Consider the following 25,738-nt stretch of genomic DNA (forward strand, 5'->3'; position numbering starts at 1 on the left):
CGGCGCCGCTCAGTAGGCCACGTCGGCGTCCTGGAGCGTCCGGGTGGTGTCGACGAAGCCCTTGCGCGCCGCCACCAGCCGCCCCTCCCGCACGACCTGGAGGGTCACGTTCGCGTTGACCAGGCGGGGGAAGCCGACGCCGGCGAGCTTGTCCTGGAACTGCCAGCGCAGCGTCGGCGTGAGCCCGCCCGTGCCGATCCTCAGCCCGTCGTCGAGGGCCTCGGTGAGGGTGTCGGCGCTCACCCGGCCGCCGCCCAGCGACTCCACGGCCTCGCGCAGGACGGTGTAGGCGATGTACGTCGTCTGCACCCCGGCGTCGGCGGGGTCGACGCGGTTGTCGCCGAAGGCCTCCTCCCGGATCACCCGCTTCATCCCGTCCCAGCGCGCATCGGTCACCACCGGGTACCAGCCCGTGATGTAGGACCCCTCGTAGGGGCCCGAGGCGCCGCCGGTCGCGTCGATCACGGTCTGGTCGACGCTGCCGAGCACCGTGGCCGTGCGGACGTCCGGGTAGGCCTCGCGGGCGCGGCGGAAGGAGTCCATGAAGGTGCCGTTGCGGTCGCCGAGCGCCGGGACCACGCACCCCTGCTCGTCCGGATCGGCGGTCGTGGTGCGCAGCGCCCGCGCGGCCTGCCCGTCGTACTCGGTGGCGTCCTCGGCCGCCCGCTGGTCCCGGGAGTTCTCGTGGCCGCCCGTCTTCAGGCCGGAGTCGAGCAGCGGCGGCAGCTGGTCGCCGGCGATGGTGTCGGGCCGGACCAGTGCGACCGGACCGCAGCGGGCGAGCTCCCGGCCGAGACCGGCGAGCAGCGCGGGCTGGCCTCCGTTGACGGGGTAGGACAGGGGGCTGGTGAACTCGGCGTTGGTGATGCCGTAGCCGCCGATGTAGGGGATGCCGGCGCCCTCCAGCGACGGGAAGAAGGAGTCGGCGTGCTGGCTGTACGATCCGACCACCGCGACGGCGTTCGCCTTGACGGCCCGGCGCGCGCACTTCGCGGCGGCCACGCTGTCGTTGTGGTCGTTGCAGGTCAGGACGTTGAGCTTGCGGCCGTTGAGCCCGCCCCGGTCGTTGATCCAACGGGCGTACGCCTCGGCGAAGGCGGGCATACCGGGCTTGTTGGTGGCCCGGGTGTCCTGCGGCGCCCAGGTCATGACGGTGATGGTGTCGTCCCCGGCTCCCCCCGTGGTGCCGGGGACGACACCGCAGCCGGCGAGGAGCACCGCGCACGCGGCCGCCGCGCCCGCCGTGGCCAGGCCGCTTCTGGCGTGGCGGGTGAGGAGGCCGGGGAGGAATGGACTGCGGGTGCGTCGCCTGCCGGTCATGGGTCCGCACGATTCCGTCACACGACCAACCCGTGAGTGACCCGTGCTCAACGGACGGTGACGGACAGGTGAACAGCGGGGGTTGGTGTGACCGATGTGGAGGGGAACGTACGATCGATGACCGTGCAAGCTTCGGAGAACTCTTCCCGTCGTGGCCGTCGCTCCTCCACCATGGGCGGCATGCCTGTCAACGACATGCCGTGGTGGCGCTGGCGCAGCAATGTGCGCTCGGCGCTGCACATGCTCTCCGATCCCGCCTTCCAGCGGGACGTCTGGCTGGCCGGCGTGGAGGGCTACGGCGACGTGACCGACGCGGTGTACCGGCTGGTGGAGGACACCTGGCTGGACCACTGGTCGGCGGAGAAGTACGTCGGCACGATCTTCCGCGACGCGCAGGAGGCGGCGCTGGTCGACACGGCCGTGCTGCGGGTGCTGCGGATCATGCACCAGGTGGGACCGGACGCCCCGGTCGCCGCGTACCTGGAGCACGAGGCATGGCCGGAGGCGGTCGGGGCGGCCCGGGAAGCCCATGTGCGGCTCGCGGCGAGTGACGGCGAGGAGCCCGACTTCCCGCCGCGCAGCCTGGAGGTCCTGCACCTCATGACGAGGTCCGCCTAGGGCTCTCGGGAGCGGGTGGGACGGCCGGTGGCGCCGCGGCGGCCCGGCGGGTCGTCGCCGCTGGTCCGAGGAGCGGGACGATTGCCGGTGCCGCCATCCCTTGTGGGAACCTGTTCCGCATGAACGAGCAGTCCTCCAGCGCCCCGGTCCCGCCCGACCAGTACGTCCTCACCCTCTCCTGCCCGGACAGGAAGGGCATCGTGCACGCCGTGTCGAGCTACCTGTTCATGACCGGGTGCAACATCGAGGACAGCCAGCAGTTCGGCGACCACGACACGGGACTGTTCTTCATGCGGGTCCACTTCTCGGCGGACGCGCCCGTCACCGTGGACAAGCTGCGCGCCAGCTTCGCCGCGATCGGCGACTCGTTCCAGATGGACTGGCAGATCCACCGGGCCGAGGACCGGATGCGGGTGGTGCTGATGGTCAGCAGGTTCGGGCACTGCCTGAACGACCTGCTGTTCCGGGCCCGGATCGGGGCCCTGCCCGTCGACATCGCGGGTGTGGTGTCCAACCACACCGACTTCGCCGAGCTGGTGGCCTCCTACAACATCCCCTTCCACCACATCCCGGTGACGAGGGACAACAAGCCCGAGGCCGAGGCGCGGCTGCTGGAGATCGTGCGGGCGGAGGGCGTGGAACTGGTCGTGCTCGCCCGGTACATGCAGGTCCTCTCGGACGACCTGTGCAAGCAGCTGAGCGGGCGGATCATCAACATCCACCACTCGTTCCTGCCGAGCTTCAAGGGCGCGAAGCCGTACCACCAGGCGCACGCCCGGGGCGTGAAGCTGATCGGGGCGACGGCGCACTATGTGACGGCCGACCTCGACGAGGGCCCGATCATCGAGCAGGAGGTCGAGCGGGTCGGGCACGACGTCACGCCGGACCAGCTGGTGGCGATCGGGCGGGACGTGGAGTGCCAGGCGCTGGCGCGGGCGGTGAAGTGGCACGCCGAGCGGAGGATCCTGCTCAACGGCCGACGGACCGTGGTGTTCGCCTGAGGGCCCGGCTGCCCCGGCGCGCGGGCGGGTGCCCGCCGCCGGACGCTACATCCTGCTCAGTGACGCCGCCGCGAACAGCACGTCCCTGATCGCCTGCCTGTCTCCCACCTGGCCGGCCGCCGCCTCCTGCGGGGGCACGTGGCCGGCGGCCAGGCGGCAGAACTCGACGCCGTCCAGGGCCACATGGGCCACCTCGTGCTCGGCGGATCCCTTGGCCGCGGGGGAGTCGAGGGGAATCAGCCACTCGCCCCCGCCCGAACCCTCGATCTCCAGGCGGAGACTGCGGCCCGGCTCGCCCGCCGCGACCAGGTGCCGGTGCGGAGCCGGAGCGGCGAGACCGGTGCGGCGGCGGTGGGCCAGAGCCGTCGGCAGCATGCGCGCGGCGAGGTCGATCATGCGGTGCAGATGGCGCGGCGCGGGCGGGTCGTAGGGGTAGTCCACCGCGTCCGCGATGTCCTCGGCGTGCACCCAGCACTCGAAGGCCCGGTCGAGCATCGCGTCGTGCAGGGGAAGTTCGAACTCCCCGTAGGAGATCGGCATCCGGCCCGCGCCGCCGCCCGTGAAGGACACCGTGCGGACCAGGTGGTGGCTCTGCTCGCGCCAGGGGCCGCGCACGGCGCGCGTGGGCGGGAAGTGGGAGGCGCGCCAGTACGCCTCCGTGCGGGCCGACGGGGTCGGGCGCTGCGCGGGGACCTCGCCCAGCGGGTCGTCCAGGCCGAGCGCGACCGCCACCATGCCGTCGACGCTGAGCAGGTGCGCGATCACCCCGGCGACGGTGGTGCGGCGGCTCGTCGACTCGTCGGAGCGGAACCAGCGCAGCCGCACGGGGGCGTGCCACTCGGCGTCGCCGAAGTCCTGCAACAGGGCGTCCAGGCGCGCGGTCTCGGCGTCGTAGGCGGCGGCCCACTCGGGCACGGGGATGCGGGGCGGGCGGCGCTCCAGGCAGGTCTGCAGGACACGGGTGCGCAGGCCCGGGTCGAGGTCGAGGCTGTCCGGGCGCTGCAGCAGCCCGACCGCCTCGCGCAGCCGCCGCGCCTCGTCCGCGCACCCGCCGCAGGCACCGAGGTGTTCCTCGACGGCCGTCGCCTCGTCGGCCGAGCACGCGGCCAGCGCCCACGCGCCCAGCAGGGACTTCAGCACGGCGTGCTCGAACACGGGGCGGGGCGGCGGGAGGAGGGCCTCGCCGGGGTCCGCCGGTGCGGGCAGGGGCGCGTCGCCGTCCTCGACGGACGCCCGGGGCAGCGGTATCCGGGGCTGCCGGGCCGGGTCCTGTCCGGTTTCGGGCCCGGTGTCCCGGTCGTCGTGCCCGTGGCCGTCCTCCCCGTCAGGGCCGTCCTGGCCGTCGTACGCCTCGAAGCGGTCCGGGCCGTTCACACCGCACCCCCGTATCCGGGCGGTGCGCCCGGGGCCTGTGTGTCATGGGCCGTGGACAGCAGTTGCAGGCCCAGGCGCAGGCGGCGGCGGGCCTCGTCCTCGGTGATGCCGAGGTCGGCCGCGGTCTGACGGTAGTCCCGGCGCTGGAAGTAGGCCCGTTCCAGGGCCGAGCGCAGCGGGACCGGCATGGACTGGACGATGTAGTCGGCCCGGGCGGCGACCGAGGCGCTGCGCACCCTGAGCTCCAGTTCCTCCGCGCTGCCCGCGCCGTCGCGGGCCAGGGCGGCGGTCTCGGTGGCGCGCAGCCGCTGCAGCGCGAGCCGGTGGGTCAGGGTCGCCACCCAGGTGCGCAGCGGGCCCTTGCGGGGGTCGTAGGAGTCGGGGTGCTCCCAGACGTGCACGAAGACCTCGCGGGTGATGCCGTCGGCGGCGCGTTCGTCGCCCAGGACGCGGTGGGCGAGGCCGTGCACGAGGGAGGCGAAGCGGTCGTACAGCTCCCCCAGGGCGGCGGCCTCCCCGCGGGCCAGCCGCTGCTGCATCTTGCGGTCCCAGCGAGGCGGTACGTCCTTTTCGGCCATGCGGCTCCGTCACCCCCTGCTCGTCCTTCGCGTCCGTTCCCCGTCCAGCCTGTGCCCGACGTCTCCTCGAATGTAGTCGGCACGTACGGTGGCGCACGCCCCTTTGTGCCAATGTGCGCCCCCTGGCGAGCCGCAGGTGGTAGAGGACCACCGGCGCGTGCACCGTGTGTGGTCGGCCTCGCGCCTACCCACCCCCCTCCGGGCAGACCGGTCGAAGGGGATCGAACAGGATCGAAGTCGACTGGATCCGGCCTCTTCCCCGAGGGATCAGTTTTGCGGCCCGCGTTTCAGGGAACGGCCGCTGGGCAGCCGCGCAGCAAGGAAGCGTAGGGACTGCTTCCGTTCGGGCGAGCGAGGGGCGTGGTGGTGACCTTCAAAGTGACCGACGGTGAGCAGGGCGAATGGTCCGTGCTCCTGGTGTCGGGCGAACTGGACCTGGTGACGTCACCGGTGCTGCGGCAGCGTGTGCACGACGTAGTGGCCGAAGGGCACCACTGTCTTGTCCTCGACCTGTCCGAGGTGTTCTTCTGCGACTCCAGCGGCGTCGGCGTGCTGATCGCCGTCCGCCGGCTGATCCGCTCCTGCCAGGGCCGGCTGCGCCTCGTGCTGCCCGCCCGCGGTGCGGCGGACGGCTCCCACGTCAACCGCGTCCTCGGGGCGCTGGGCGTGCGCAGGCTCTTCGACGTCTACGCCGACCTGGACGCGGCCCTCGGCGACGAGGGCGAGCCCCTCTCCGCCTGAGCGGCGGCGTCGCACCGGACCGACTGTCGCGGTCCGGCCACACATCCGTTCCGGATCGCCCCCGGTCCGGGCACAAGTGACGCTTTCCCGCGCCCGGACAGTCCCCTCCGTCGTACGCTCCGACCCAGACGTACCCCACCCGACGTAAGGCGGCCAGAAACAGACATGGTCAGCAGCGAGTACGAGCGCAGGATCGCCGACCGGTTCGCCGGCTTCGACCAGGACGGCAACGGCTACATCGACCGCGAGGACTTCTACGGGGCGGCCAAGGCGCTCCTCGGCGAGTTCGCCGTGGCGGCCCGCTCCGACAAGGGGCAGGCGCTGTACGGCGGCGCGGAGGCCTTCTGGCAGGGCATGGCCGGGATCGCGGACCGCGACGGCGACCAGCGCATCACGCGTGAGGAGTTCGTCAACGGCGCGGTCAAGCGCCTGCGCGACAACCCCGACCGATTCGCCGAGATCGCCCGGCCGTTCCTGCACGCGGCCCTGGCCGTCGCCGGCACCGACGGTGACGGCACGGCGACGGTCGACGAAGCCGCCCGGGTGCTGAAGTGCCTCGGCGTTCCCGAGGACCTGGCCGGCCGCGCGGCCGGAGCGCTGGACACGGACGACGACGGCAAGGTCGGGGAGGCCGAGGTCGTGCCTGCCTTCGCCCGCTACTTCACCGTGCCCGAGTAGGTGCTGCGCCTTCCGCGGGGCGTTCCCCGCGGAAGGTCGTCCCCCGGCTTCCGGCAGAACTGACGGCGTGAGAAGCCGTGTTCGACGCCCGCCGGGCAACACGCCCGGCCGCGCGAGCAGTTCAGCCCTCGCGCCGACGCGCTCCCGGCGGTGGTGGGCCCGTGCGCGGTGCCGCCCGGCCGCGTCCCGTGACGGGGTGCGTGACGCCCCCGCGGTGGCTGCCGCCCACCCGCCGGACCGGCCCCGCCCTCCCGCGCCCCGCTCCGGCGCACCCGTCGTGCGCGGCACTCGCCGCCGTCACCGCTCGCCGCGCGCCATGGTCCTCACCTGGCAGTCCGAGCCGCGGCGCCTTCCCGGCCGCATACGGGTTCGAACGCCTCGCAGGCGCACGGTGACACACGGTGACGGCCCGTCCGGATGCCGTCCGGCGCCGAAGGAGCCCGACCGGCCGCCTGACTGCACTGTCGGGCACGCCGGCCCCGGAGTGTGTCGCGGATCGTGGCACTGCGTGATCACGGAGCGTTGATACCGCTCTGTGTCCTCCCGCTTGTCCCGTCACCCCTCGGAGTCGACGGCCCCTCCGGTACCTTGGGTGAGATGCGAGTGGCTCTGAGCGCGGTGGGACCCGGTGGCGCCGCATGTTCGACTGCCCCTGAGGAGCGTCGCACAGTATGCCGCAGGGGTACTCCTTCGCGCTGGAATATGCCCGAAGCGCTTGTTGGGGTGACTGTACGTCAACCATGCTGTCCCACAAGGGATTCACATTCCGTGATCCATGTCCCGGCCGTTGTTCTGGCCATGCAGAAAATGGCTACGATCGTGGCCCTCGTGAGGCGCGAGCCTAAGTGTCCGCCGGTTCGGATGGTGTGAGCGGTGCAGGTGCTTCAAGTGCAGCTGGAGATCCGGCCCGACCCCGCAGAAGTGGGGCGGGCGCGACGGTGGGCCCGCTCGCGCCTGGCCGGGTCGGGCATACAGGCCGATGAGCCGCTCGCCGAGACGCTGATCCTGCTCGTCTCCGAGCTCGTCACCAATGCCGTGCTGCACACCGGCCGCCCCGCCCTGCTGCTGCTCTCCCTGCCGCCCGTGGTGACGGACGAGGCCACCGTCCGGCTCGAGGTCGCCGACCGCAGCGGCCGGGCCCCCGTGCCCCGGTGTGCGGGTGACGAGGCGACCGGCGGCCGGGGCCTGGCCCTCGTCGACGGGCTCGCGGACCGCTGGGGCTGGAGTGTCGAGGCCGGCGGCAAGCGCATCTGGTGCGAGGTGGACCGTTGCGCCGCGGCTCGCGACGTCACGGCCTCGTGCCCGGGTGGCGCGATGGTGTACGGCGGCGCCGGCGAGGCCGCCTTCGACGGGCTGGCGGCGTACGAGGCCGTGTAGGTCCCGGGTCCCGCCCCCGCCGGGCGGCCGGCCGGTGGACGGCGCCTGGTGCCGGGGCACATGCCGCGCGGTCGTGCGGCGGAGCGGGGGCACGGGCGCATGCCGAGCCGGCCGGTTTCCCCAGGACGCACGAGGGTGCGCCGGGCCGTGCTTCCGTGCGCGCCCGCAGTGAAAGCCGCACAAGGGGCATATCGCCGATCGGCAGTTGACTGCTCGTGACCGGCTGATCACGCTGGTGGGCATCGATTCGCCGTGAGGGGACGGCGAGGGCCCCGGTGGTGGCGGTCCTCGGCGAGCGCGAGTCGTGAATTCGGCGTCGGTTTCCGTCAGGTCCTGGAAGCCGGGGGTGGGAGCGCCGGAGTCGGGGGTGGCGCGCGCTGCCGTGCTCGGGGCGAGCAGCGCGGCGCCGCCACCTCCACAGGGGGGCAGCGCGGAGTCGCCACCTCCACAGAGGGCGGTGCGGCGCCGGCACCTCCACAGGGGGCGGTGCCGTCCCTCCGAAAAGTTGTCCACAGGCTGTGGACGGCGGGCGGGGTCCGTGCGTGACGGTGGCGGGGTCCGGGCCGGCCGCCGCCGGTGCTCAGGTCGCGGGGGCGGCGGGCGCCGGGTTCTGGGCGCGGAAGGTGCGGCGGTAGGCGGTCGGGGTGACGCCGAGCGCCGCCTGGAGGTGCTGGCGCATCGACTGGGCCGTGCCGAAGCCGGCCTCCCGGGCCACCTGGTCGACGGAGCGGTCGGTGGACTCCAGGAGGTGGCGGGCCCGTTCCACCCGCTGCTGGGTGAGCCACTGACCGGGGCTGACGCCGGTCTCCTCACGGAAGCGGCGGGTGAAGGTGCGCACCGACATGGACTCCTGCGCGGCCATGTCGCGCAGCTGGATCGGCTCGTGGAGACGGCCCAGGGCCCAGGCCCGCGCGGTGGTGGTGGACGCCTGCTGCGGATCGGGCACCGGCCGCTCGATGTACTGCGCCTGTCCGCCGTCGCGGTGCGGCGGCACGACCGTGCGGCGGGCCACCTCGTTGGCGACGGCGGCGCCGTGGTCGCGGCGCACCATGTGCAGGCACAGGTCGATGCCGGCCGCGACGCCCGCCGAGGTCAGCACGTCGCCGTCGTCGATGAACAGCACGTCCGCATCCACCTCCACCTGCGGGAACAGCCGCTGCAGATGGTCGGCGTCGGCCCAGTGGGTGGTGGCGCGGCGCCCGTCGAGGTAGCCGGCGGCGGCCAGGACGTGGGCGCCGTTGCAGATCGAGGCCAGCCGGGTGCCCGGCCGGATCCGGGCCAGCGCGGCGGCGAGCTCCTCGGTCAGCACGCCCTCGTCGTAGACCGGGCCCAGCGCGTACGACGCCGGGACGATCACCGTGTCGGCCGTGGCCAGGGCCTCCGGGCCGTGCGGGACGTGGACGGCGAAGTCGGCGTCGGTCTCGACCGGGCCGGGCGGCCGGACCGAGCAGGTCACGACCTCGTACAGATGCCGTCCGCGGTCGTCCCGGGGGCGGCCGAAGATGCGGTGGGGGATGCCCAGTTCGAAGGGGAGCAGCCCGTCGAGCGCGAGGACGACGACACGGTGGGGGCGGAAGCCGGGCTCCGCCTGGGGTCCGGGTGCTGCACTGGACGGCGTCATGGCCCGATCCTAGCGAATGCTGTCCCTCGGGCCACTCGCTGCGGGGCGGCGGGGGCCCGAAGCTCTATGACGTGAGCCAGACAACCGAAGCAGCGGCCGTCGAGCAGCCGCCGAAGCCCCGCCGTCACCGCGTGCACCGCGCCTGGTTCGTCGCCGCCGTCACCTTCGTGACGATCATCGGTGCCGCCGCCTTCCGTTCCGTGCCGGGTCTGCTGATCGACCCGCTGCACGCGGAGTTCGACTGGTCGCGCGGCACGATCGGCGCCGCCGTCTCCGTCAATCTCGCGCTCTACGGTCTGACGGCCCCCTTCGCGGCGGCCCTGATGGACCGGTTCGGCATCCGCCGGGTCGTCGCGGTCGCCCTCACGCTGATCGCGCTGGGCTCCGGCCTGACCGTGTGGATGACGGCGGCCTGGCAACTGATGCTGTGCTGGGGCCTGCTGGTCGGCCTCGGGTCGGGCTCCATGGCGCTGGCCTTCGCGGCGACCGTCACCAACCGCTGGTTCACCACCCGCCGCGGTCTCGTCAGCGGCATCCTCACCGCCGCGTCCGCCTCCGGGCAGCTGATCTTCCTGCCGTTGCTGTCGTGGATCATCGACCGCCACGACTGGCGGCCGGCGGCCGTGACGGTGGCCCTCGCCGCGCTGGCGGTCGTGCCGTTCGTGTGGCTGCTGCTGCACGACCACCCGGCCGACGTGGACCACAAGCCGTACGGGTCGGTGGAGTTCGTCCCCAAGCCGGCGCCCGTCGCCGGGGCCGCCCGGCGGGCCGTGACCGTGCTGTTCTCGGCCGCGCGCACCGGCCCGTTCTGGCTGCTCGCCGGTACCTTCGCGATCTGCGGTGCCTCCACCAACGGCCTGATCCAGACCCACTTCATCCCCGCCGCCCACGACCACCACATGCCCGTGACGGCCGCCGCCTCCCTGCTCGCGGTCATCGGCGTCTTCGACGTCGTCGGCACGATCGCCTCCGGCTGGTTCACGGACCGCTTCGAGCCGCGCCGCCTGCTGGCCGTCTACTACGCCCTGCGCGGCGTGTCCCTGATGTTCCTGCCGCTCCTGCTGGGGCCGAGCGTCCACCCGCCGATGGTGTTCTTCATCGTCTTCTACGGCCTCGACTGGGTCGCCACCGTCCCGCCCACCCTCGCCCTGTGCCGCGAGCGGTACGGCGAGGACAGCGCCATCGTCTTCGGCTGGGTCCTCGCCTCCCACCAGGTCGGCGCGGCCCTGGTCGCCTTCCTGGGCGGGGTCGCGCGCGACGCGTTCGGCTCGTACGACGTGGTCTGGTACGCCTCGGGGGCGCTGTGCGCGGCGGCGGCGCTGATGGCGCTGGTGATCCGCCGCGGCACGCCGACGGCCCTGCCGGCGGCGGTCTGAGGAACCCCCGGCCGCGGGACGCGGTGACGGCTCACCGCCCGGGACCGGCGGGCCGGCTGCTCGCCTCCTCGGACCGGCTGCAGTAGGGCGTGTTCGAGGGGTTCCGGGTCCTCGGGCGGTTCCGGGTCGGTGTCGTCGGCGGTCGACCGGCTGCTCCCTCGCGCGGGTCGTCCCGGGTGGCGTGTCAGTTCGGGAGGCGGGCGGCCCGGCCCGCCTCGTTCCGCGCGACGGCCTTCGCGATGCGCACCGCGTCGATCGCCATCTCGCGGAGGTTGCCGCTGATCGGGTTGGTGAAGCCGGTGAAGTAGAGGCCGGGTGCGGTCCTCGGGGCGCGGGGACCGTGCGCGACCGGTCTGCCGCGGGCGTCCAGCACGTCGAGGTGCCCGACCAGGTCCTCCAGGGCGCGGACGTACCCCGTGGCGGCGATCACGGTGTCCGGGGCGATCCGCGAGCCGTCGGCCAGCAGCACGCCGCCGTCCTCCTCGAAGCCGTCCACGGCGGCGACGATCTCGACCCTGCCCTTGCGCACCGCGTCGATCAGCCCGACGTCCTGCACCGGGATCGCCCCCTGCTTGACGCGGCTGTACAGGCCCGTGTCGGGGCGCGGCAGGCCGTGGGCCGACAGGTCGGGCACGGCCACCTTGGCCTGCATCCGGCTGATCCGGTCGACGAGACCGACCGGCAGGCGGCGGACCAGGACGCCGCTGTACTGGGCGGCCCACCCGGCGGTCGACCGGCGCACGATGTGCGGAACGGTGCGCACGGCCAGCCTGACCCGGGCGGCACCGCTCTCCACCAGGTCCACGGCGATCTCGGCCCCGGTGTTGCCGACGCCGACCACGAGGACGTCCCGGCCGGCGTAGGGCTTGCCGTTGCGGTACTGCCCGGCGTGCAGGAACTCCCCGGGCCAGGACGCGCGGCCCGGCCAGGAGGGCACGCGCGGGGTGTGGTTGAAGCCGGTCGCGACGACCACCGCGGCGCCGGTCAGCTCACGGCCGCCGGTGGCGTGCAGCAGCCAGCCCGTGCCGTCGGGGGCGCGTTCGATGCGGGAGACCTCCACGCCGGTGACGATCTCCAGGCGGTGGTGCTCGGCGTACTTCTCCAGGTAGCGCACCACGTCGTCGCGGGACACCCAGCGGCCGAACCGGCGGGGCATCGGCAGGCCGGGCAGGGCGGACAGCCGGCGGGTGGTGTGCAGGTGCAGCCGGTCGTAGTGGCGGCGCCAGGACGCTCCGACCCGGTCGGACTTCTCCAGGACGACGGCCCGCACGCCCCGGGCGCGCAGCGCGTACGCGGCGGCGAGCCCGCCGGGGCCGCCTCCGACGACGTAGACGGGGCGGTCGGGCGGCGCGGGCTGCGCGGAGGAGTGGGTGGGGGGTGAGGAGTCGGCCATGAGCGCGAGCGTAATCACGGACCCGCTTGATGGGTCTCGGTCAAGACCGGAATTGGTTTCGGATTGATCACGCCTGTGGGGGGAGCGGGTGGGGCCGATGGCGCATCCGGCCCGGTTGTGGCGGCCGGGTGACCGATTCCAAGGACCTCTGCGGTTCGGTCGCGGTGGGGAACCCGGTCGTGAGGCCCTCTCCACGTCACGGGGCGGGTGCCCGCGGGTCCCACGCGCTTGAATGGTCCCATGGCCCCCACACGTGACCACGCACTGCCCGAACTGAGCGGCCACGGCCTGCACTTGCGCCCCTGGGACCCGGGTTCCGGCTCCGACGTGGACCTCTGGCTGCGCGGGCTGCGGGACCCGGAGTTCCGGAGGTGGAACACGCCGCTGCGGCCGGTCACGGACCGCAGGAGCGCCCGGGAGTCCCTGCTGGCGCGCGAGCAGAGCGCGGCGGAGGGCACCTCGCTGTCGTTCCGGATCGCGGACGCGCACAGCGGTACCGTGCTCGGCCACATCGGCGTCAACGAGATCAAGTACCACCTGCGGTTCGCCCGCGTCGGCTACTGGGTCCTGCCCGAGGCCCGCGGCCGGGGCGTCGCGACCCGGGCCCTGCTGCTCGCGGCGCGCTGGGCGTTCACGGAACTGCGGTTGCACCGACTCGAGTTGGACCATGCCGTCGGCCACGAGGCGTCGTGCCGGATCGCCGAGCGTTGTGGATTCGCCTACGAGGGAACCCTGCGCGGGGCGATCTTCGAGGAGGGCCGGCACGACGCGTTCCGGGACGCCCATCTGCATGCCCGGCTGGCCACGGACCCCGACCCGGGGGCAGCGGGGAAAGCAGACGGAACGCGACCGGACGGTGACGTGTGACGCGGGTCACCGGCGCCGGCCGATGAGCGCCGGGCGGGCCGCCGGTCGTATCCGGTGACCGCACACGAAGGGACACCCGAGATGACCGCACCCGTGAAGGGCCCGGCGAGCTACTTCCCCGCCATCGAGAAGAAGTACGGCCGGCCGGTGGCCGCATGGCAGCAGCTCATCCGCTCCTCCGAGCTGACCCGGCACATGGAACTGGTCGGCTGGCTGAAGACCGAACACGGCCTGGGGCACGGCCACGCCAACGCGCTGGTGGCCCACACCCTCGCCGAGGACGCGAAGAAGCAGGGCTGAGCCGGGCGGAAATACGCGGGCGCCGCGAGGCGGCCCGGCGGCACCATGAGGCATGGACACCCACACGGACACCGCCGCCGGGGCCGGCACCTGGCACACCACCCGGGACCTGGAGGACTTCCTCGCCCGCGCCGGGGAGTTCCTGCGCTCGCAGCCCGCGCTGCACACCGTCCCGCTGACGGTCACGGAGACGCTGCGCACACGGGGACCGGACGTGTACGGGGCGGGTGCACCGGAGTTCGGGCTGCTGGAGCGCGACGGGCAGGTCCGGGCGGCCTTCTTCCGCACCCCGCCGCACTGGCTGAACGTCACCGGCCTCGCCCCCGAGGACGCCGAGGCCCTCGCCGCCCGGCTGGCCCGCCTCGGGCAGCGCCTGCCCGGGGTGAACGCCGACCGCGACACCGCCGAGGCCTTCGCGGGGGCGTGGCAGCGGCACACGGGTGTCACGGCCCGGCTCCGCCAGCGCCAGCGGCTCTACCGCCTCGGCACTCCGGCCGTGCCGGACCCCGCGCCGCCCGGTGCGCCCCGCGTCGCCGGCGAGGCCGACCGCGAGCTGCTCATGCGCTGGCACGACGAGTTCGCCGCGGCCGTCGGGCTGGGCACCGTGCGCGGAGCCGCCGAGTGGGCGGACGCCCGGATCAGCGAGGGTGGCGTCACCCTCTGGGAGACCCCGGACGGGACGCCCGTCGCCATGGCCGGGGTCACGCCCCGGGTCGCCGGGCAGGTGCGGGTCGCGACCGTCTACACCCCCGCCCCCCTGCGCGGCCGGGGCTACGCCGGTGCCGTGACCAGCGAGGTCGGCCGGACCGCCCTGGCCTCGGGCGCGGCCGAGGTGGTTCTCTTCACGGACCTGGCCAACCCGACCAGCAACGGGCTCTACCAGCGGCTCGGCTACCGCCCGGTCGCGGACTTCGCGGTGTACGACTTCACCTGACGGCGACGCGCGGTCGTGTGCCGCGGGCCTGTCACGGCCAGAGCAGCTCGCGCGCCCAGGACTCCCGCCGTCCCTCCGGGTCCTCGCGCCGGTAGCGCAGGCGGACGTGCCGGCGCCGCTCGTCCCCCTGGAAGAACTCGACCTCCTCCGGGCGCAGCCGGTAGAGGGTCCAGGACGGGACGGGGGCCGCCGGGTCCGCGGCGGCCCGCTCCCACGCCGCTTCCGAGGCCCCGGCCAGCTCGTCCAGGGACGGCAGGACCTCGCTCTGGTGCCCGGTCAGCGCCGCCGCCAGCGCCCCCGTGGAACGGGCGTGGAGGTCGCCCTGGGCGTCCTCGGACGGCGCCGCCGACACGGGCCCGCGCACCCGGACCTGCCGGCCGAGCACCGGCCAGTAGAAGCCGAGCGCGGCATACGGCCGGGCGGCGAGCTGGCGGCCCTTGCGGCTGCCGTCGTGCGAGGCGAACGACCAGCCGTCGGCGTCCGCGCCGTGCAGCATCACGATCCGCACGTCGGGCAGGCCCGAGGCGTCCGAGGTCGCCAGGGACATGGTGTGCGGCTCGGTCTGGCCGGCCGACACCGCCGCAGCGAACCACTCGGCGAACAGCGGCAGCGGGGTGGCGGGCGCGGTGTCCGGGTCGAAGGGTGCAAGCGCGGTGACCTGCGGATCCCAGACCCGCAGGGTCCGCAGCAGCTCGTGGAGATCGGATGCCATCCCCCGATTCTCACCCGGCGGGCCCCGGCGGGCCCGCCGAGGCCCGACCGCTTCCTCGAAGCCGGTGGAGGCCGGTGTCAGACCTGGCCGAGGTCCGAGGAGACCCAGCGCTCCGGCCGCATCCGCACGACCACCTGTTCCCCGTGGTTCTTCCAGGCGAAGTCCACGTAGCCGTCGACCTTGTCGGCCGGCAGGTAGCGGGCCGAGATCTCCCGCAGCTGTTCGCGCGTCGCGGGGGCCGTGCCGAGCACCGGCCCCTCCACCGACACGTACCGGATGGTGGGCTCCAGCCGGTCCACCAGCAGGGAGAACCGGCCCGCGGCGCCGATCAGTTCGTTCTTGCGCGAGTCCAGGCCGGTCATGATCCAGACCTCTCCGCCGGGTTCGTACCCGTACCAGATCGGCACGGTGAGCGGGGCACGGTCCGGGCCCGCGTCGACCGCCAGCGCGGCGACGTGCGGCTCGGCCAGGAACTGTTCGCGCTCTTCGCGGGTCAGGGCCATCGCGGTCTCCTTCGGGCAGGAAGCTCGGTAACCGGGGCAACGCCCGTGCGGGGAGCGGCTGTTCCCGGAGACGACGGCGGGCGGCGGTCCACCGGAGTGAACCGCCGCCCGCCAGACAGGACGTGACAGGTGTGCGTGCCGTCGCCGGCTACTTCGTCGGCTTGCGGCCCGTGACCCCCAGGTACACCAGCAGGGAGAGGTTGGGCTTCAGGTCGGCCTGCTTCACGCCGGGGGAGAAGCCCTTCTGGTGGGACGCCACGGCCGCGAGCATCGCGACCAGCGAACCGGCCATGGCCGCCGGGTTCACGTCCTTGTCGACGCGGCCCTTGGACTGCAACTCCGTGACGGCACCCGCGAGAGAGGCGTTGACCGAGTTGAGGATCTTCGCGCGGAGCTTGGAGAAGCGCTTGTCGCCCTCGGCGGCACCCAGGTCCACCACCCGGAGGATCGCGTCGTTCTGCCGCCAGAACTCCAGGAACCCGTCGACGAGTTCCTGCGCCGTCTGCCAGCCGGCCTTCCCCGCCCAGGAGCGGCCCTCCAGCAGCTCGGTCAACGAGGCGCTCTCGGCGGCCATTTGCTCGGCGATCTCCAGGACCGCGCCCTCGACGTCCGGGAAGTACTGGTAGAACGTCGCGGGCGAAGTGCCCGCCTTGCGTGCGACATCGATGACTTTGACGTCCCGGTAAGGGGAGGAGCTGAGCATCTCGCTGAGGCAGTCGAGCAGCTTCTGCCGGGTCGCCTGCCCACGCCGGCCGGCCACGCGGCCGTCGACGGTACGCACTTGTCCTGTCATGCCGTCAGCTTACCGACGCGTGATCGGGGCGCTATTCGGCCGACTGCAAATGGGGTGCGCGACGATTCGGAGGCCGGTGTGCCTGGTCTGCGGGCTGCGGCCGACCCGGTTACGTTGGCGACATGGCCGAAAACAGGGCATCGGTGTACGCGGAGGGCGTCCCCTGCTGGGTGGACGCGCAGCTCCCCGACGTCGAGGCGGGCAAGCGGTTCTACGGGGACCTCTTCGGATGGACCTTCGAGGACTGGTTCGGCCCGTTCGCGCGGGCGCTGAAGGGCGGCGAGCCCGTGGCCGGGCTGGTCCGCAAGATGGACGGCCGGCTGCCCTCCGTGTGGACGGTGTACTTCGCCACTCCCGACGCGGCGGCCCTGGCCCGGCGGGTGCGGGAGGCGGGCGGGCAGGTCGTCTCGGCGCCGGTGCCGGCCGGTGACCTCGGTGTCGCGGCGCTGGTCACCGACCCGGAGGGTGCCGTCTTCGCCCTGTGGCAGCCCGGTGAGCACCCCGGCTTCGGCGCGCGGCACGAGCCCGGGACGTTCGCCTGGACCGAGCTGTACACCCGGGACACCGAGGCGGCCAACGCCTTCTACGGCGACCTCTTCCACGAGGCCCTGTTCGGGCCGGACGCCGAACCGGACGTCGGTCGCGCGCCCGTCACCGACGTCTTCCCGGCCGAGATGCCGCCCCACTTCCTCGTGCACTTCGCCGTCGAGGACGTGCCGGCCGCACTGGAGGACGTGACCCGCCTCGGCGGACGCGTCCAGGCCCCGCCCTTCCGCACCTCCTACGGCACCGTCGCCGTCGTGACCGACGACCAGGGGGCGTCGTTCGCTCTGCTGCACCGCTGACCCGGCAGCGATTGGTCCGCATTTGATGGCGTACGTTCGGACACATCCCAATGGTCACCGGGTTCGCCACCGCGGCCCGGGCCAGGAAGAATCGGGGTGCGTGCCGCCATGGCGGTGCGGTGGTGAGACGCTGCACGGGGTCGCGTGGAAGATGTGGCTTGGCGCGGCTCGTACGGGGAGGTGGCAGGCAGAGTGGTGGATCAGCTGACGCAGCACGATCCGCGGCGGATCGGGCCGTTCGAGGTGCTGGGACGGCTGGGTGCCGGCGGCATGGGGCTGGTCTATCTCGCGCGCTCGGCGTCGGGCCGGCGCGTGGCGATCAAGACCGTCCGGACGGAGCTGGCCGAGGACCAGCTGTTCCGGGTCCGCTTCACCCGCGAGGTGGAGGCCGCCCGGGCGGTCTCCGGCTTCTACACGGCCGCCGTCGTGGACGCCGATCCCCGTGCCGCCGTGCCCTGGCTGGCCACCGCGTACGTCCCGGCGCCCTCCCTCGAGGAGATAGTGAACGACTGCGGGCCGCTGCCGGCCCAGGCGGTGCGCTGGCTGGCCGCGGGTGTGGCCGAGGCGCTGCAGTCGATCCACGGGGCCGGGCTGGTGCACCGCGACCTCAAGCCCTCGAACGTCCTCGTCGTCGAGGACGGCCCCCGCGTGATCGACTTCGGTATCGCGTCCGGCGTGTCGAACACCCGTCTGACGATGACCAACGTCGCCGTCGGCACCCCCGCCTACATGTCACCCGAGCAGGCCAAGGACTCCCGCAGCGTCACCGGCGCCAGCGATGTGTTCTCGCTCGGCTCGATGCTGGTCTTCGCCGCCACCGGGCACCCGCCCTTCCACGGGGCCAACCCGGTCGAGACGGTCTTCATGCTGCTGCGCGAGGGGCCGGACCTGGAAGGGCTCCCCGACGAGCTGCGTCCGCTCATCGAGTCCTGTATGCAGATGGACCCCACGGCCCGCCCCAACCCCGCCGACCTGCAGGCCCAGCTCGCCCCGCACCTGTTCGGCTCCGGCTCCGACGACAGCGGCACGGCCTCCGCGTGGCTGCCCGAGCGGGCCGTCGGCCTGATCGAGTCCCGGCGCAACGGCCGCCCGGCCGGCAGGCCCGCCGCCGGCCGCGGCGGCGGACGCCCGGCCCCGGGCCCCGCGCCCATCCCGCCGCCGCCGTCGCACGACCCGGTCGTGCCGTCCCCCGCGCCGGTGCCCGCCCCCGTCGGCGCCCCGGACACCGGCCCCGTCCGGCTCGCCGGCGCCCAGGTGCCCATCGGCCCGGGCCCGCGCGTCGCCGACGTCCGCGCCGCGGCCGTGCAGGCGCCCCCTCCGGAGGCGGCCCTCGCCGCCTCCTGGTCCAAGCCCCGCCCCGGCGTCAACGGCACGGACCCGGCCGTGGGTCCCGCCGTCGCCGCGCCTCCGGCCCCGGCGGCACCGCCCGAGCAGGCCGGCGGCTGGCGGCCCTGGCGCTTCCGCATGTCCAACGACGTCTGGGGCACCCCCTCCGTCGCGGGCGACCTCGTCTACGTCACTTCCTTCGAGGTGCACGCCCTGGACGTGGCCACGGGCCGCCGCCGCTTCAAGACCCGCGACGTCGCCTGGTCCATGGCGGTCGCCGACCACCGCATCCACGCCTCCGACGGCCCCACGCTGTTCGCCCTGGACGCCCGTGAGGGCGCCGACCTGTGGCGGCTGCAGACCGACGCTTGGGTCTACTCCTTGAAGGCCGAGCGCGGCACCGTCGTCACCGGCACCCGCGGCGGCGGCGTCCAGGGCTGGGAGGCCTCCACCGGGCAGAAGCTGTGGGAGACCACCGGCTGCCAGAGCGACTTCGAGTCCCCCGAGGCCGGACCCGCCCTGCACGACGGCACGGTCTACGTCTGGCAGGACGCCCGGCTGCGCGCCCTGGACGCCCGCACCGGCGACGAGCGCTGGTCGTACCCGATCGGCGACGCGGCCTCCTGCGGCGGCGTCCCGGTGCGGATCGCCCCGGGCACCGACGGGTACGTGTACGTGAGCGCCGGCACCCGCGTCCTCGCCCTCGACGTGGCGGCCGGGCACGTGAAGTGGCACTTCGAGGCGCCGGCCGTCTTCCTCTGCCCGCCCGCCTTCGTCCCCGGCCCGGCCGTCACCGGCGGCGGCGTCTACCTCGCCGACTACCTCGGCACGGTCTACGCCCTCGACGCCACCGACGGCCGCGACCGCTGGCGCATCGCCACCGAGTCCCGTGCCTCCGTCGAGCCGGTCCTGGTCGCCGCCGGCCATGTCCACGTGGGCAGCGGCAAGGGCCTCTACACCCTCGACGCGGTCACCGGCACGCCCAAGTGGCGCTTCCAGGCGGGCGGCGACATCGTCGGCGCCCCCTCGGTCGCCGAGGGCCGGATCCACTTCGGTTCCACCGACCACCTGCTCTACACCCTCAAGGCCGACGACGGCCGGCTGCGCTGGAAGCTCGCCACGGGCGGCGAGATCACCGGTTCCCCGGTGGTGCGGGACGGGGTGGTGTACGCGTGCAGCAAGGACCGCTGCGTGTACGCGCTGGACGCGGAGAAGGGCACCGGAACGGCCCGCACGGCCTGACACCGGCCCGGGGGACGGCCGTCGCACCGGTGTACGGAAGGGGCTCCGGACGGCGGCCGCCGCTCTGCGGGAGACGGCGGGTGCACCGGCTCCACGCCCGACGCTACGCCGGGTACGGCCCGGTCGCCAGGCGGTGACATGACCGTGACAGGCGATCACTAGGCTGTCCGTCATGCGAATTCGGGGGCGTGCGCTCAGGTACACAGCGGTGTCGGCTCTGGTGGTGCTGGCACTGACCGGCTTCTCCTCGGGCCGGGGCCGCGGCGGCGGTCACGGCGGTGACGGAGGCGGCGGCGGGTGCAGCAGCTCCAGCCAGGACCACGACAGTTCGAGCTCGTCCACTTCGGGCGGCGCGTACGGCTCGGGCGGCTCCTACGGCTCCGACGACACGTACGACGATGACGACGACTACGGGACGAGCGGCGGCGGTTCCTCCGCCCGACGGCCCGGCTACCGTTCCACGCCCACCTCTTCGCCCGGCTCCGGCGGGGACCTGGAGGACGGCACGGCGCGCCTGGTGAGCTGCGCGACACCGTCCACCCCGTACGCGACCGTCGAGGTGAGCAACCCCAACGGCCGCAAGGCCACGTTCACCGTCTGGGTCACCTTCGCCGACGACAGCGGCGACTCCCTCATGACCGGGTCGACGGACGTCACGGTGCGCGGCACCGGCGAGGCGACCGTCCGGGTCGAGGTGGACGCGGACCTGGTGGACTCGGTCGCCGACTGCAGGGTCGACCGCCAGGCCCTCGTCGACGACTGAGCACCCACGGAACCGGGGTGAACGCCCCGCCGGGTGCGACGAGCGTGTGCGGACCGGGCAACTCCCGTGCGCGGCCCTGTGATCGGCGTCTCCCACGGCTGACGTATCCACCGCGCACAAGGCAGACTGGCGTGGTTGCTCAGGATGTCGAGGGGGACTGCATGGACGGTGTACCGGTCGGTGTGCCGCGCGTACCGGAGCAGCGGCGTTCCGACTCCTCGCCGGAGTCGCCGGGGCAGGCGCCGGTGGACCCGGCGACGCCGCCGCGGCCCGGGGAACCGGCCCGGCCCGCCGGGCCGGTGACGCCCGCGGTGCTGCGCTTCAGCGTGCTCGGCCCCGTGCGCGCCTGGCGCGGCGAGGAGCCGATCACCACCGGATCCCCGCAGCAACGCGCCCTGCTGGCCGCCCTCCTGCTGCGCGAGGGCCGTACGGCCACCGCCGCCGAGCTGATCGACGCCCTGTGGGGCGAGGAGCCGCCCTCGCAGGCCCTGGCCGCGCTGCGCACCTACGCCTCCCGGCTGCGCAAGGTCCTCGACCCGGGCGTCCTGGTGAGCGAGTCGGGCGGTTACGCGGTACGGGACCTCGCCGAGGGCGCCCTGGACCTGGCCGTCGCCCGGGACCTGGCGACCGAGGCCGACAAGGCCCGCGCCGCCGGGGACCTGTGCCACGCACGCACCTCGCTGCGCAGCGCCCTGGCCCTGTGGGACGGCGAGACCCTGGCCGGCGTCCCGGGCCCGTACGCGGAGGCCCAGCGCACCCGACTGGAGGAGTGGCGGCTGCAACTCCTCGAAGCCCGCCTGGACATGGACCTGGAGCAGGGCCGTCACGCCGAGGCCGTCTCCGAACTCACCGCCCTCACCGCCGCGCACCCCCTGCGCGAGCGGCTGCGCGAGCTGCTGATGCTGGCCCTGTACCGCAGCGGCCGGCAGGCCGAGGCCCTGGCCGTGTACGCCGACACCCGGCGCCTGCTCGCCGACGAACTCGGCGTGGACCCCCGCCCCGGCCTCAGCGAGCTCCAGCAGCGGATCCTGCGCGCGGACCCTGGCCTCGCGGAACCCTCCTCACCGGCTCCCGAACCGGCCGCCGTCCCCCTCCGTCCGGCGCAACTGCCCGCCACCGTGCCCGACTTCACCGGGCGGAGCGCCTTCGTGCGGGAACTGGGCGACATCCTGGCCTCCGCCGAGGGCCGCGTCATGGCGGTGTCGGCCCTGGCGGGCATCGGCGGCGTCGGCAAGACCACCCTCGCCGTGCACGTGGCCCACCGGGCGCGCTCGGCGTTCCCCGACGGGCAGTTGTACGTCGACCTCCAGGGCGCCGGGGCCCGGGCGGCGGAGCCGGAGACGGTCCTCGGTTCCTTCCTGCGCGCCCTCGGCACGGCCGACTCGGCGATCCCCGACTCCCTGGAGGAGCGCGCGGCGCTGTACCGCTCGGTGCTGGCCGGCCGCCGCGTCCTGGTCCTGCTGGACAACGCCCGCGACGCGGCACAGGTGCGTCCGCTGCTGCCCGGCACCGACGGCTGCGCCGCGCTGGTCACCTCCCGGGTGCGGATGGTGGACCTGGCGGGCGCGCACCTGGTCGACCTGGACGTGATGGCCCCGGACGAGGCACTGGCGCTGTTCACGCGGATCGTGGGCGAGGAGCGGGTCGCGTCCGAGCGCAAGGCCGCCCTGGACGTCGTCGCGGCCTGCGGTTTCCTCCCGCTGGCCATCCGCATCGCCGCGTCCCGGCTGGCCGCGCGCCGCACCTGGACGGTCTCCGTCCTCGCGGCGAAGCTCGCCGACGAGCGCCGCCGCCTGGACGAGCTGCAGGCCGGGGACCTGGCGGTCAAGGCCACGTTCGAGCTGGGTTACGGCCAGCTGGAGCCCGCCCAGGCCCGCGCGTTCCGCCTGCTGGGCCTGGCCGACGGGCCCGACGTCTCCCTCGCGGCGGCGGCCGCGGTCCTGGACCTGCCGGTGGAGGACACCGAGGACCTGCTGGAGTCGCTGGTCGACACGTCCCTCCTCGAATCGGCGGCCCCCGGCCGTTACCGCTTCCACGACCTGGTCCGGCTCTACGCGCGTGCGTGCGCGGAGCGCGACGAGCAGCCCCCTAGCGAGCGCGAGGCGGCCCTGTCCCGGCTGCTGGACTTCTACCTGGCGTCGGCGGCCGGCGTCTACGCGATCGAGCGCCCGGGGGACCGGCTGGTCGACCACCTGGAAGCCGCCTCGTACCCCGGCCTGCGCTTCGAGGACCGGCACACCGCGCAGGACTGGCTGTACGCCGAGGCGATCTGCCTCCTGGCCCACGTACGGCGGTCGGCCGGCCTGCCGCGGGCCCTCCCGCGCGCCATCGACCTGCTGTGGGCGGCCCACGACCTGTCCGAGTCGGGGGCCAACTCCAAGGAGTACGAGGCCACGGCCACGGCGCTGCTCGACGCGGCCCGCGAGCACGGACTGCACAGGGCGGAGGCCCGGGCGCTGATGACGCTCGTCAACGTCCACCACGTGAGCGGCCGTTTCGAACGGGCCGACGAGGAGGCGGAGCGGGCCATCCTGCTCGCCCAGGAGGCGGACGACCTGCTGCCCGTGTGCTGGGCGCGCAACGCGCGCGGCATCATCGCGCTCTACCAGAACCGCCACGAGGACGGCGAGGAGCACCTCTCGCGGGCCATCGAGCACTTCCGGGCCCTGGGGGACCGCCCCGGCGAGGCCGCCGCCCTGTGCAACCTCTCCCGCATCCGCCTCGCGACCGGGCGGACCCAGAGCGCGGTGTCGCTGGCCCAGGAGGGCATCGGCATCTACGACGCCATGGGCAACTCCATGCGCGGCGCCAACGCCCGCTACGCCCTCGGGCTCGCCCTGACGCAGAGCGGGGAGCTGGGCGAGGCGGCCGGACGGCTCCAGGAGGCGCTGGAGGTGTTCCGCGACAGCAGGCAGCGGCTGTGGGAGGGCATGAGCCTGTTCCGGCTGGCCGAGGTGGACCTCGCCGCCCGGCGCCCCGCCCAGGCGGCGGCCAACGCCGAGATGGCCCTCACCGTGCTGCGCGGGATCGGCGGCGAGTGGCGCCGGGGCAACGTCCTGACCGTCCTCGGCCGCGCGCTCAGCGGCCTCGACCAGACGGGACGGGCCCAGGTCTGCTGGCAGGAGGCGGCCGGCATCTACGAGGAACTGGGCTCGCCGGAGGCCGCCGAGGTGCGGGCCCTGCTGACGCCGGTACGGGCGGCCTGAGGTCCGCTCCGGGGCGTTCATCGTTCGTTTATCGCCCTGCGCGATGATTCATCTCGGTCGATCCGTCGCGTCGGGGGGCAGACGGGTCGCCGCACCGGGCCTCGCACCGGCATCCGGGCGAGCCGCCCGGGCGGGCCCGTCCGGTCGTCCTCGGGGGAGTGACCGGCCGGGCCCGCCGACCCACTGCCTGATCCGTGAAAGGAAGTTGAGGACCATGGGCGACGAGCTCAAGCCGCAGGACCTCCACGCGACCGACGAGCCGCTGGAGACGAAGGACCTGCACGCCACGAACGAACCGCTGAAGCCGCAGGACCTGCACGCGACCGACGAGCCGCTGGAGACGAAGGACCTGCACGCCACGTCGGAGCCGTTCAAGCCGGCGAAGTAGGCCGTCCGACGGGGGAGTTCGGGGGAACACCGGGGGAGTTCGGGGGAACACCGGGGGAGACCGGCCGCGATGGCGTGGAGGGGACGCCGTCGCGGCCGGTCGTGTGTCCGCCGGACCTCACCGGCCGGTGGTCCCCGGCCGGCCGCCGCGCGCTCACGCGGTGCGGCGGCCCAGGAAGATCGGGTTGGTGAACGCCGCGAGCGGCCCGGGCAGCGGACCCGCGGCCGCCTCGTGCCGCAACTCCGCCCGCACATAAGCCGCGTACGACGGTGTGGTGCGCCACTCGACCGTGCCCGCGCCGGACACGGGCAGCGGGTCACTGGTGTGCAGCACCCCCTGGTCGGTGACGAACCGGACCGAGCAGCGCGGGGCGCCGGTGACCTCCAGGCGGACCGTGACCGGGGTGTCCCGGCCGACGCCGAGCCGCTCGCCGATGCCCGCGTGCTCGCCGCGCCCGCCGGACGCCCGGAACGCCAGGGACACCCGGGCCGACTCCGCGACGTAGGACCGCCCCGCGCGGATGCCCTCCTGGACGGCCTCCCGGGTCAGGTCGTCGGCCAGCACGACGGTCTGCGGGCTGCCCACGGCGTCGGGGGCGCGGTGGGCGTCGCTGCTGCCCATGGCCGGGATCCAGTCGCGTCCGTCCCGCACGGACGCCACCAGCATGCTGTCCCAGTCGGCCAGGGCGACCTCGTCGTCGGGCGTGTAGGGGCCGTTCCACACCTCGATGGCGTCGGCCTCGCCGAAGCCGAACTTCCAGTTGCAGCCGACGCAGGTGGCGTGCGGGTGGGCCGGGACGACCAGGCCGCCGGCCCGCCTGACCTGGCGGGCGAACCGGCCGAAGCGGTTGTCGCGGGCCCGGTAGCGCCAGTCGACGAAGGTGCCGGGGTCGGTGCCGAGCGCGACCACGTGCCCGTTGCGGGTGGTGATCTCCTCGCCCAGCATCACCAGCAGGTCGTCCCCGGCCACGTCGGCCCAGTGGGCGTGCGCGCTGTGGGTGTTGTGCTCCGAGGAGTTGATGAAGTCCAGACCGGCCGCGCGGGCCAGCTCCCCGATCTCGGCCGGGGTGCGGCGCCCGTCGGAGTGCCAGGAGTGCAGGTGGCAATCGCCCCGGTACCAGGCCCGCCCGCGCCCCTTGGCCCGCTCGGGCGGATACACCGGCCGGACGGTCTCGCCCGGCTCGCCGTACGACAGCGTCACCGTGATCTCGTACGACAGTCCCTGCGGGGCGACGGTGTAGGGGCCGAGCGCGATGTGCCAGGTGCCCTCGCGCACCGGGCCCGGGAGGTAGCCGGGCGTGGCCTCGTCCGCCCGGATGAAGAACTCGGTGCGCGCCCCGCCCGACCAGCCGCGAAAGCCCCGGCCGCCCAGGTCGGTGCCGCGCTCGTCGAAGACGCCGATGTCGAGGGCGTTGCCCGGGGTGCCGGCCGGGACGGAGGGCCGGTCGTAGGTGTAGGCGACCTTCAGCTCCCTGACCCCGGCCGGGACCTCGACCGGCACGTAGACGAAGTCGGGGGCGCCGGGAGGCAGCGTGCCGCGCACCGTCCTGCTCTCCGGCCGCCCGCCGGCCGCTGAAGCGAAGCTCACACCTCCCAACGTAAGCGCGGAGGCCGCTCCCGTCACGAACAGGGCCCGCCGGCCGAGTCCGCCCTGCTGGTCCTCACACATGCTGCTGCTCCCCGGTGTGGTCGGTGACAAGGCACGGGTGGTGCGGGGGTGGCGCGTGGAACGTCGTGCCCAGCCTTGTACCGAGCCGTGAACTCCGGTGCAAGGCAGGGGGAC

At 74.1% G+C, this 25,738-nt stretch carries 23 protein-coding genes; 14 read left to right on the forward strand and 9 right to left on the reverse strand.

Annotation, left to right across the window (positions count from 1 at the left end):
- Positions 1–9 precede the first annotated feature (9 nt).
- Positions 10–1,320, reverse strand: coding sequence for an ABC transporter substrate-binding protein (locus ACZ4M5_RS22680; RefSeq protein WP_467739547.1), 1,311 nt, complete (start codon positions 1,318–1,320; stop codon positions 10–12).
- A gap of 117 nt (positions 1,321–1,437) precedes the next feature.
- On the opposite strand from ACZ4M5_RS22680, the gene ACZ4M5_RS22685 reads away from it, so the two are divergent.
- Both ACZ4M5_RS22685 and purU read left to right on the forward strand, forming a co-directional pair.
- Positions 1,438–1,938, forward strand: coding sequence for an SCO4402 family protein (locus ACZ4M5_RS22685; protein ID WP_398110973.1), 501 nt, complete (start codon positions 1,438–1,440; stop codon positions 1,936–1,938).
- A gap of 119 nt (positions 1,939–2,057) precedes the next feature.
- The gene (gene purU, locus ACZ4M5_RS22690) at positions 2,058–2,939 is read left to right on the forward strand and encodes a formyltetrahydrofolate deformylase (RefSeq protein ID WP_467739549.1); all 882 of its coding nucleotides are present in this window, start codon (positions 2,058–2,060) and stop codon (positions 2,937–2,939) included.
- A gap of 45 nt (positions 2,940–2,984) precedes the next feature.
- Here purU and ACZ4M5_RS22695 read toward each other — a convergent pair whose 3' ends face one another.
- Together ACZ4M5_RS22695 and ACZ4M5_RS22700 are read right to left on the reverse strand one after the other, a co-directional pair.
- Complete coding sequence (locus ACZ4M5_RS22695; protein ID WP_467739551.1) at positions 2,985–4,313, reverse strand: maleylpyruvate isomerase N-terminal domain-containing protein; 1,329 nt, start codon at positions 4,311–4,313, stop codon at positions 2,985–2,987.
- Positions 4,310–4,891, reverse strand: coding sequence for a sigma-70 family RNA polymerase sigma factor (locus tag ACZ4M5_RS22700; RefSeq protein ID WP_467739553.1), 582 nt, complete (start codon positions 4,889–4,891; stop codon positions 4,310–4,312). The genes ACZ4M5_RS22695 and ACZ4M5_RS22700 overlap by 4 nt, the downstream gene beginning before the upstream one ends.
- Before the next feature lie 360 nt (positions 4,892–5,251).
- Between ACZ4M5_RS22700 and ACZ4M5_RS22705 the strand changes: the two genes are divergently transcribed.
- The 3 genes from ACZ4M5_RS22705 (at position 5,252) to ACZ4M5_RS22715 (ending at position 7,687) form a co-directional block, all read left to right on the forward strand.
- Positions 5,252–5,632, forward strand: coding sequence for an STAS domain-containing protein (locus tag ACZ4M5_RS22705; protein WP_467739555.1), 381 nt, complete (start codon positions 5,252–5,254; stop codon positions 5,630–5,632).
- A 165-nt stretch (positions 5,633–5,797) separates the two neighbouring features.
- The gene (locus tag ACZ4M5_RS22710; protein ID WP_467739557.1) at positions 5,798–6,310 is read left to right on the forward strand and encodes an EF-hand domain-containing protein; all 513 of its coding nucleotides are present in this window, start codon (positions 5,798–5,800) and stop codon (positions 6,308–6,310) included.
- An 888-nt stretch (positions 6,311–7,198) separates the two neighbouring features.
- Positions 7,199–7,687, forward strand: a complete 489-nt coding sequence (locus tag ACZ4M5_RS22715) for an ATP-binding protein (RefSeq protein WP_467739875.1) — start codon at positions 7,199–7,201, stop codon at positions 7,685–7,687.
- Positions 7,688–8,267: 580 nt separating this feature from the next.
- Here the strand turns inward: ACZ4M5_RS22715 and ACZ4M5_RS22720 are convergent.
- The gene (locus ACZ4M5_RS22720) at positions 8,268–9,308 is read right to left on the reverse strand and encodes a GlxA family transcriptional regulator (protein ID WP_467739559.1); all 1,041 of its coding nucleotides are present in this window, start codon (positions 9,306–9,308) and stop codon (positions 8,268–8,270) included.
- Positions 9,309–9,379: 71 nt separating this feature from the next.
- Here ACZ4M5_RS22720 and ACZ4M5_RS22725 point away from each other — a divergent pair, with 71 nt between their 5' ends.
- Positions 9,380–10,684 carry an MFS transporter gene (locus ACZ4M5_RS22725; RefSeq protein ID WP_467739561.1) on the forward strand — a complete coding sequence of 435 codons (1,305 nt, stop codon included), beginning with the start codon at positions 9,380–9,382 and terminating at the stop codon, positions 10,682–10,684.
- Positions 10,685–10,868: 184 nt separating this feature from the next.
- On the opposite strand, the gene ACZ4M5_RS22730 is transcribed toward ACZ4M5_RS22725, so the two are convergent.
- Positions 10,869–12,077 carry a flavin-containing monooxygenase gene (locus ACZ4M5_RS22730; protein ID WP_467739563.1) on the reverse strand — a complete coding sequence of 403 codons (1,209 nt, stop codon included), beginning with the start codon at positions 12,075–12,077 and terminating at the stop codon, positions 10,869–10,871.
- 240 nt (positions 12,078–12,317) lie between these two features.
- Here ACZ4M5_RS22730 and ACZ4M5_RS22735 point away from each other — a divergent pair, with 240 nt between their 5' ends.
- The 3 genes from ACZ4M5_RS22735 to ACZ4M5_RS22745 all read left to right on the forward strand — a co-directional run bounded on the left by ACZ4M5_RS22735 (position 12,318) and on the right by ACZ4M5_RS22745 (position 14,178).
- Entirely contained in the window at positions 12,318–12,944 is a 627-nt protein-coding gene (locus ACZ4M5_RS22735; protein WP_467739565.1) for a GNAT family N-acetyltransferase, read from the forward strand.
- Positions 12,945–13,025: 81 nt separating this feature from the next.
- Positions 13,026–13,244 (forward strand): DUF4287 domain-containing protein, encoded by a 219-nt coding sequence (locus ACZ4M5_RS22740; protein ID WP_467739567.1) that lies wholly within the window; start codon positions 13,026–13,028, stop codon positions 13,242–13,244.
- A 52-nt stretch (positions 13,245–13,296) separates the two neighbouring features.
- A complete protein-coding gene (locus ACZ4M5_RS22745) occupies positions 13,297–14,178 on the forward strand; it encodes a GNAT family N-acetyltransferase (RefSeq protein ID WP_467739569.1) in 882 nt (293 codons plus the stop codon).
- Positions 14,179–14,209: 31 nt separating this feature from the next.
- Here the strand turns inward: ACZ4M5_RS22745 and ACZ4M5_RS22750 are convergent, their stop codons facing one another.
- The 3 genes from ACZ4M5_RS22750 to ACZ4M5_RS22760 form a co-directional block, all read right to left on the reverse strand.
- Entirely contained in the window at positions 14,210–14,890 is a 681-nt protein-coding gene (locus tag ACZ4M5_RS22750) for a pyridoxine/pyridoxamine 5'-phosphate oxidase (protein ID WP_467739571.1), read from the reverse strand.
- 77 nt (positions 14,891–14,967) lie between these two features.
- Positions 14,968–15,393 (reverse strand): pyridoxamine 5'-phosphate oxidase family protein, encoded by a 426-nt coding sequence (locus ACZ4M5_RS22755; RefSeq protein WP_467739573.1) that lies wholly within the window; start codon positions 15,391–15,393, stop codon positions 14,968–14,970.
- Positions 15,394–15,541: 148 nt separating this feature from the next.
- Positions 15,542–16,174 (reverse strand): TetR family transcriptional regulator, encoded by a 633-nt coding sequence (locus tag ACZ4M5_RS22760; protein WP_467739876.1) that lies wholly within the window; start codon positions 16,172–16,174, stop codon positions 15,542–15,544.
- 134 nt (positions 16,175–16,308) lie between these two features.
- Between ACZ4M5_RS22760 and kbpA the strand changes: the two genes are divergently transcribed.
- The 5 genes from kbpA to ACZ4M5_RS22785 all read left to right on the forward strand — a co-directional run bounded on the left by kbpA (position 16,309) and on the right by ACZ4M5_RS22785 (position 23,956).
- Complete coding sequence (kbpA, locus tag ACZ4M5_RS22765) at positions 16,309–17,031, forward strand: AfsK-binding protein KbpA (RefSeq protein ID WP_467739575.1); 723 nt, start codon at positions 16,309–16,311, stop codon at positions 17,029–17,031.
- Between the two features lie 192 nt (positions 17,032–17,223).
- Complete coding sequence (gene afsK, locus ACZ4M5_RS22770) at positions 17,224–19,599, forward strand: protein serine/threonine kinase AfsK (RefSeq protein ID WP_467739577.1); 2,376 nt, start codon at positions 17,224–17,226, stop codon at positions 19,597–19,599.
- A 172-nt stretch (positions 19,600–19,771) separates the two neighbouring features.
- Positions 19,772–20,362: a hypothetical protein gene (locus tag ACZ4M5_RS22775; protein ID WP_467739579.1), complete on the forward strand. Its 591-nt coding sequence runs from the start codon at positions 19,772–19,774 to the stop codon at positions 20,360–20,362.
- Between the two features lie 161 nt (positions 20,363–20,523).
- Positions 20,524–23,568 (forward strand): SARP-family global regulator AfsR, encoded by a 3,045-nt coding sequence (afsR, locus tag ACZ4M5_RS22780; protein WP_467739581.1) that lies wholly within the window; start codon positions 20,524–20,526, stop codon positions 23,566–23,568.
- A gap of 214 nt (positions 23,569–23,782) precedes the next feature.
- Positions 23,783–23,956 (forward strand): hypothetical protein, encoded by a 174-nt coding sequence (locus tag ACZ4M5_RS22785; protein WP_369194564.1) that lies wholly within the window; start codon positions 23,783–23,785, stop codon positions 23,954–23,956.
- Between the two features lie 153 nt (positions 23,957–24,109).
- Here ACZ4M5_RS22785 and ACZ4M5_RS22790 read toward each other — a convergent pair whose 3' ends face one another.
- Positions 24,110–25,624 (reverse strand): CehA/McbA family metallohydrolase, encoded by a 1,515-nt coding sequence (locus ACZ4M5_RS22790; protein ID WP_467739583.1) that lies wholly within the window; start codon positions 25,622–25,624, stop codon positions 24,110–24,112.
- Positions 25,625–25,738 lie beyond the last annotated feature (114 nt).

The organism is Streptomyces sp. NPDC026246, assembly GCF_055567995.1.

Coding starts and splice junctions, on each gene's coding strand:
- ACZ4M5_RS22750 (WP_467739571.1), bottom strand. CDS start 14,890: ATGGCATCCGATCTCCACGAGCTGCTGCGGACCCTGCGGGTCTGGGAT.
- ACZ4M5_RS22785 (WP_369194564.1), top strand. CDS start 23,783: ATGGGCGACGAGCTCAAGCCGCAGGACCTCCACGCGACCGACGAGCCG.
- ACZ4M5_RS22700 (WP_467739553.1), bottom strand. CDS start 4,891: ATGGCCGAAAAGGACGTACCGCCTCGCTGGGACCGCAAGATGCAGCAG.
- kbpA (WP_467739575.1), top strand. CDS start 16,309: ATGGCCGAAAACAGGGCATCGGTGTACGCGGAGGGCGTCCCCTGCTGG.
- purU (WP_467739549.1), top strand. CDS start 2,058: ATGAACGAGCAGTCCTCCAGCGCCCCGGTCCCGCCCGACCAGTACGTC.
- ACZ4M5_RS22710 (WP_467739557.1), top strand. CDS start 5,798: ATGGTCAGCAGCGAGTACGAGCGCAGGATCGCCGACCGGTTCGCCGGC.
- ACZ4M5_RS22740 (WP_467739567.1), top strand. CDS start 13,026: ATGACCGCACCCGTGAAGGGCCCGGCGAGCTACTTCCCCGCCATCGAG.
- afsR (WP_467739581.1), top strand. CDS start 20,524: ATGGACGGTGTACCGGTCGGTGTGCCGCGCGTACCGGAGCAGCGGCGT.
- ACZ4M5_RS22735 (WP_467739565.1), top strand. CDS start 12,318: ATGGCCCCCACACGTGACCACGCACTGCCCGAACTGAGCGGCCACGGC.
- ACZ4M5_RS22730 (WP_467739563.1), bottom strand. CDS start 12,077: ATGGCCGACTCCTCACCCCCCACCCACTCCTCCGCGCAGCCCGCGCCG.
- ACZ4M5_RS22720 (WP_467739559.1), bottom strand. CDS start 9,308: ATGACGCCGTCCAGTGCAGCACCCGGACCCCAGGCGGAGCCCGGCTTC.
- ACZ4M5_RS22755 (WP_467739573.1), bottom strand. CDS start 15,393: ATGGCCCTGACCCGCGAAGAGCGCGAACAGTTCCTGGCCGAGCCGCAC.
- ACZ4M5_RS22790 (WP_467739583.1), bottom strand. CDS start 25,624: ATGTGTGAGGACCAGCAGGGCGGACTCGGCCGGCGGGCCCTGTTCGTG.
- ACZ4M5_RS22680 (WP_467739547.1), bottom strand. CDS start 1,320: ATGACCGGCAGGCGACGCACCCGCAGTCCATTCCTCCCCGGCCTCCTC.
- ACZ4M5_RS22745 (WP_467739569.1), top strand. CDS start 13,297: ATGGACACCCACACGGACACCGCCGCCGGGGCCGGCACCTGGCACACC.
- ACZ4M5_RS22775 (WP_467739579.1), top strand. CDS start 19,772: ATGCGAATTCGGGGGCGTGCGCTCAGGTACACAGCGGTGTCGGCTCTG.
- ACZ4M5_RS22685 (WP_398110973.1), top strand. CDS start 1,438: ATGACCGTGCAAGCTTCGGAGAACTCTTCCCGTCGTGGCCGTCGCTCC.